The organism is Bacillus pfraonensis (assembly GCF_050768835.1).
Classification (GTDB): Bacteria; Bacillota; Bacilli; order Bacillales; family Bacillaceae_G; genus Bacillus_A; species Bacillus_A pfraonensis.
Map to the genome: position 1 here is coordinate 1 of NZ_JAHCDO010000117.1, position 294 is coordinate 294.

Genomic DNA, 294 nt, shown 5'->3' on the forward strand with positions numbered 1-294 from the left:
TTCTGGAAACATGACAAAGTTTAATAAATTAATCGTAATTGTTTTATGAAGAGAACTATAGGGCATTCCTTTTTGAAGTTGGGATGTGTATAGCCTTCCCCAGTAATATAAACTTCTCTTAATCATATCATGATTATTATTTAGCAGGATTTCTACATTTACCTTTGTTCCTGTATCTAATGTTGCGGAAATATCTAAAATCGATAATTTATCCTCTTCATGTTCCCTGTATAAATGTGGATCTTCTAATTGTAACGAAACAATGGGTGATTCTAAAGAATCTTGTAACATAGC

1 protein-coding gene is annotated in these 294 nt (G+C 31.0%); it reads right to left on the minus strand.

The window, feature by feature from the left end:
- On the minus strand, positions 1–294 hold a 294-nt coding region (locus tag KFD70_RS29365), incomplete at both ends, for an Rpn family recombination-promoting nuclease/putative transposase (RefSeq protein WP_431613562.1).